Origin of the sequence: Vibrio pacinii DSM 19139 (genome assembly GCF_000711795.1) — a bacterium.
GTDB classification, from domain to species: Bacteria; Pseudomonadota; Gammaproteobacteria; order Enterobacterales; family Vibrionaceae; genus Vibrio; species Vibrio pacinii.
Map to the genome: position 1 here is coordinate 1 of NZ_JONH01000040.1, position 5609 is coordinate 5609.

5 protein-coding genes are annotated in these 5609 nt (G+C 41.3%); all 5 read left to right on the forward strand.

Annotated elements, in window-relative coordinates:
- Nucleotides 1–1355 precede the first annotated feature (1355 nt).
- Nucleotides 1356–1757, forward strand: coding sequence for a hypothetical protein (locus BS19_RS14770; protein WP_038176282.1), 402 nt, complete (start codon nt 1356–1358; stop codon nt 1755–1757).
- A 1165-nt stretch (nt 1758–2922) separates the two neighbouring features.
- Complete coding sequence (locus BS19_RS14780; protein WP_038176284.1) at nt 2923–3459, forward strand: nucleotidyltransferase family protein; 537 nt, start codon at nt 2923–2925, stop codon at nt 3457–3459.
- A 111-nt stretch (nt 3460–3570) separates the two neighbouring features.
- Nucleotides 3571–3969: a GFA family protein gene (locus BS19_RS14785; RefSeq protein ID WP_038176286.1), complete on the forward strand. Its 399-nt coding sequence runs from the start codon at nt 3571–3573 to the stop codon at nt 3967–3969.
- A 171-nt stretch (nt 3970–4140) separates the two neighbouring features.
- On the forward strand, nt 4141–4683 hold the full coding sequence (locus tag BS19_RS14790; protein WP_038176288.1) for a DinB family protein: 543 nt from the start codon (nt 4141–4143) through the stop codon (nt 4681–4683).
- A 109-nt stretch (nt 4684–4792) separates the two neighbouring features.
- Nucleotides 4793–5182: a hypothetical protein gene (locus tag BS19_RS20485; protein WP_342665232.1), complete on the forward strand. Its 390-nt coding sequence runs from the start codon at nt 4793–4795 to the stop codon at nt 5180–5182.
- The last annotated feature ends 427 nt before the right edge of the window (nt 5183–5609 follow it).

The window sequence follows — 5609 nt, forward strand, 5'->3', positions numbered from 1 at the left end:
GTGTTTTTGGTCAGCTTTCTGCGACGGTGTAAGTTCCAAGTGGTTTCAGTGACAGGCGCTTTAAAACTGCGCCTGATTTGAGTTTTTCAAAGCGCATCAAAAACGGTGTTGGCAAAGTGGAAATGAACAGGAAATCAAAGGTGTAGAATGGCAACTAACAAAGCGTTTAAGGCAGATTCGCAACGCTAGGCATTTTTGGTTTTCTTTGAATTTAGTGTTTATGGCACAATGACTTAAGTTGGGTGGCAATGTTGCTCACTACTTAACGCAGCGTTATGTTTACTTGAATTTCAGTGGCTTAAAGATTCTTCGATCTATGTTCTTTGTCCCTTTAGCCATTCGTTCGAGTTACTTCAGCAAATCCGCATTGTCGGCCTAAATTCTTGAATCTCTCAGCCCGTAAAACATGTCAATATTCGTGGGTTGCTTCATTTTCAGGTCGTGGCGGTTGGCTTTAAATGTCATTGGCTCTAAGTCGCTTTCAGCGTATTTGCCAAGTAGCATGTTGGCTTGGCAGTTGCCTCGGCAATTTGCCATTGTTCTGCGCTGTGGTTGGAAAGAGAGGGCGCTTGTTGAACCTTTGTCGGGTTGCCTCATTGGGTAGGGAAGTGGACTTACGCACTTTGTGTTTCGTGCATTTGGCGGCCATATCAGTTTGAGCGTGTGACTGACTTCTTGAAACGTGGTCAACAAAGCAGTTCTTTGCCAAATAAATCAGTCATTTGTGGTAAAACATAACAAACAATTCAAGCTGATTCGCAACGCTCGGCGCTTTCGGTTTCAATTGGTTTGGCGATTACGGTGCAGTGTTTTAGTCAGGTAGCAGCGTTGCTCACAACTTAATTGGGCGTTAGTTGCCAACGGAAAAAACGCAGCTAAAGCAGAAAAATTAAGGCTAATGAATTGTGCAATTGTGCTCGGTTTTGTATCTGGGTGTGGTTTGCTTAAATTGTGTTCTATTTTAATCTTGTGGTTTTGTTTTGCCGTTTCAGACGTTAATTTACTCGTTGAAAGTGAGCTTTGTGACATTACCTTTCCAAAAGGTTTATTTGGTGCTTTCAGCCAGCTTTCTACGGCGTTGTAAGTTCCAAGTGGTTTCAGTGACAGGCGCTTTGAAACTGCGCCTGATTTAAGTTTTTCAACACGCTCAAAAACGGTGTTGGCAAAGTGGAAATAAACTTGGAAATCAAAGGTTAAGAATGGCAACTAACAAAGCGTTTAAGGCAGATTCGCAACGCTAGGCATTTTCAGTTTGCTTTGAATTTAGTGTTTACGGCACAATGGTTTAGGTTAGGTGGCAATGTTGCTCACTACTTAACGCGGCGTTAGGTGAAACCACTAAATAAGGAGGCATTGTGGAAAGTAGAATTCCATTACCTACGGATAATATTTATAAGTTCTATGCCTTGTTCGGCTTGTTGCTAATTATTTTTGCATCTGGCGCGTTGCTATATGTTAACCAGTCAACGAACAATTTGGTGTATGACTATACGGTTGAATATCATAAGTTAAGTCACATTCCTGAACAGGTTCGCTCTTTGGAAGAGCAAGCTCGAATTCAGGTTATAGATAGTAAGCTTAACGTTTCAAAGCGCAATAAGGACTTTTTCATCACTTGTATTAGTGTGATAGTTGCCTTAGGTAGCCTAATGGTAGGGTATGGATTCCGCACTTGGCATAAAGTTATCCAGCCTATGCAAGACGAATTGACTCGATTGAATATCAAGAAACTAAAGCAAGAAGTCGGCGAAGAATAATCACCTAACAAGCAATTTAAGAGGGATTCTCAACGCTTGGCATTTTTGCTTCAACTTCAAATTTAGTGTTTATGGCACAATGCTTTAGGTTTGGGTGAAGGCGTTGTTCACCCCTTAATTGGGCGTTAGTTGCCAGTGGAAAAACGCAGCTAAAGCAGAAAAATTAAGGCTAATGAATTGTGCTCGGTTTTGTATCTGGGTGTGGTTTGCTGAAGTTGTGTTCGATTTTTAATGTTGTGGTTTTGTTTTGCCGTTTCAGACGCTAATTCACTCGTTGAAAGTCAGCTTTGTGACATTGTCTTTCCAAAAGGTCTTTTTGGGTATTTTTAGCCAGTTTTCTGCGACGTTTTAAGTTCCAAGTGGTTTCAGTGACAGGCGCTTTGAAACTGCGCCTGATTTGAGTTTTCAAAGCGTATCAAATACGGTGTTGGCAAAGTGGAAATAAATTGGAAATCAAAGGTGTAAAATGGCAACTAACAAGGCGTTTAAGGCGGATTCACAACGCTTTGCATTTTCAGTTTGATTCAACTTTAGTGTTTACGGCACAATGGTTTAGGTTGGGTGGTCGCGTTGCGCACCACTTAACGCAGCGTTAGGATTTTCGAGGGAAACATGGAAAGAGATATCATACTATTTGTAGTTTCGATAATTGTGAGTTTTATCCTTGGTTGGTATTTTTCGTCCAGGAAGAAGAAGTATCACGAGGTATTATCTGATCTCGAGAACGAGTTAAGTTATATCAAAAAAATCAAAGAAAGTCCGCTGGAACTAGTAAGGCATGCATTCTCAAAACTATTCCTAATTCTGTTTCTTATTTCGTTAGGGCTACTCATTCCATCAGCTTTTAAGTTCTTTTTGAATGACGGCTTAGAGAACCTAGTTGTATATGTACAGTTCTTAGTATTCTTCTCAGCTACTGCTTTTTCGTTTTGGACATACAAGCTGTTTAGCAATGTAATTAACTACGAGGTAGCGGCAAGGAAGTTAGAACGCAAAATCGAGAAAATGAAGTCCAAAATAGAACAATCCTAACAATAAATTTAAGAGTGATTCACAACGCTTGGCGCTTTCACTTCAAGCAAGTTTAGTGTTTATGGCACAATGCGTTAGGTAAGGTGGTTAGCGTTGTTCACACCTTAATTTGGCGTTAGGGCACAGGGCGGAAATGGACAGAATCGTAGAATTAATCAAACAAGATCCAGTTAGAGTCAAAGCTTTAGAGTACGTCTCTAAATTGGGCTTGCCTCAATGCTATATTGCAGCTGGTTTCGTTCGTAATCTTGTTTGGGATGCACTGCATGGTTTTGATGTGGCGACACCATTGAACGATGCGGATGTTATTTACTTTGCTCCTGACGAGAACGACCCTAAAGCATATTTACAGTATGAATCTCAGCTCAAGCAGCTAATGCCAGAAATTAACTGGCAAGTTCGTAACCAAGCACTCATGCATACTCGAAATGGCGATTTACCTTACACAAGCTCCCTTGATGCTATGAGTTATTGGCCAGAACAAGAGACAGCTGTTGCCATTCGACAAGTCGCACCTGGTAGCTATGAATGTATTGCAGCTTTTGGGTACGAATCCTTATTTGGTTACTGTGTCACACATAATCCTAAAAGGTCACGAGAAACGTTTGAAAATCGTGTAAATTCAAAGGGCTGGCTAGTAAGGTGGCCATCTTTGAGAACTGTGCCCTAACAAAGCATTTAAGAGTGATTCGCAACGCTTGGCAGTTTCGCTTCGCTCAAGTATAGCCAAGCGCCGCTCACATCTTAATGCGGCGTTATGAAGCAGAAGGAAATATCAACTATGATCAAACAAGTTGGAAATACGGAAATCAAGGAAAATCATCAAGCTTCATGTCATTGTGGTGCTGTTGTGTTAGCGCTGTATTTGCCAAACGGCATCGAGAAACCTAGGCGTTGTGACTGCTCAATTTGCCGAAGAAAAGGTGCAATAGTTGGTTCAGTCCCGTTATCTAATATCAAAATCCTAAAAGGTGAATCTGAATTAAAGTTGTATCAATTTAACACTGGTACAGCTAAACATTACTTTTGTTCAAACTGTGGTATTTATACCCACCATCAAAGACGATCAGACCCAACTGAATATGGGTATAATATTGGTTGCCTTGAGGGAGTAAACCCATACGACCTAGGTACAATTGAAGTCATGGACGGCATAAATCACCCAGCCGATAGAAAGTGAATTTTAGTCAATCACGCGCTTGTGACTGCTTCATAACAAAGCGTTTAAGACGGATTCCCAACGCTTGGTATTTTCGGTTTGATTCAGTTTTAGTGTTTACGGAACAATGGTTTAGGTAAGGTGGTAGCGTTGCTCACCACTTAACGCGGCGTTATGTACTTTGGAGGTCAAATGGATTTATCCTCAAATTTCAGGATGTTAGCGCTGTATAATCAGCGAATGAATAAGCAGTTACTTGGTGTTTGCAGTAAGCTGACTCATGAGCAGTTGCATCAGAATACCAACTCATTTTTTCCTACAATCATGGCTCACTGGAATCATATCTTGTTCGGTGACTTGATTATGCTACAGCGCCTTGTAGCAAATGAGTTAGTAACAGTTGAAGCTACAGTTTTAGATAAATTACCTGTCGCTAAGTCAGTTTCTGACACGTTCGCTTCGAATCTCGGCGAACTATCTGAATTACGAGAACTTGTAGACTCGATCTATATTGAAATTACTAATCAGTTTAGCTCTGGTAGTTGTAACCAAGTAGTCAGGTATACGACAACCGAGGGGCAGGTAATCGAACGAACAGTTGGTGAGTTTTGCCAACATATTTTCAATCATCAAACGCATCACAGAGGTCAGCTAACCTGTTTGTTAAGCCAGTTTGGTTTAGACTTTGGCTGTACTGACCTGCCTATGGTCGTGCCAGAGGGAGCAAGTACATAACAAGAAATTTAAGAGTGATTCACAACGCTTGGCGCTCTCACTTCAAGTAAGTTTAGTGTTTATGGCACAATGGTTTAGGTTAGGTGGTTAGCGTTGTTCACACCTTAATTTGGCGTTAGTTGCCAGTGGGAAAAACCCAGCTAAAGCAGAAAAATTAAGGCTAATGAAATGTGCAATTTCGTTCGGTTTTGTACCTGGGTGTTGTTTGCTGAAATTGTGTTCAATGTTGTTGCTTTGTTTTGCCGTTTCAGACGCGAATGTATTCGTTGAAAGTCAGCTTTGTAACATTGCCGTTCCAAAAGGTCTTTTTGGTGCTTTCAGTCAGCATTCTACGGCGTTGCTAATTCCAAGTGGTTTCAGTGACAGTCGCTTTGAAACTGCGCCTGATTTGAGTTTTTCAAAGCACTCAAAAACGGTGTTGGCAAAGTGGAAATGGAGAGGAAATCAAAGGTTTAGAATGGCAACTAACAAGGCGTTTAAGGCAGATTCGCAACACTAAGCATTTTCGGTTTGCTTTAAATTTAGTGTTTACGGCACAATGGTTTAGGTTAGGTGGCAATGTTGCTCACTACTTAACGCAGCGTTATGTTTACTTGTATTTCAGTGGTTTAAAGCTTATTCGATCTATGTTCTTTGTCCCTTTGGCAGTTCGTTCTAGTTTCTTCAGCAAATCTACATTGTCGGCCTAAATTCTTGAATTTCTCAGCCCGTAAAACATGCCAATATTCGTGGGTTGCTTCATTTTCAGATCGTGGCGGTTGGCTTTAAATGTCATTGGCTCTAAGTCGCTTTCTGCGTATTTGCCAAGTGGCATGTTGGCTTGGCAGTTGTCTCGGCAATTTGCCATTGTTCTGCGCTGTGGTTGGAAAGAGAGGGCGCTTGTTGAGGCGAAGTCGGGTTGCCTCATTGGGCAGGGAAGTGGACTT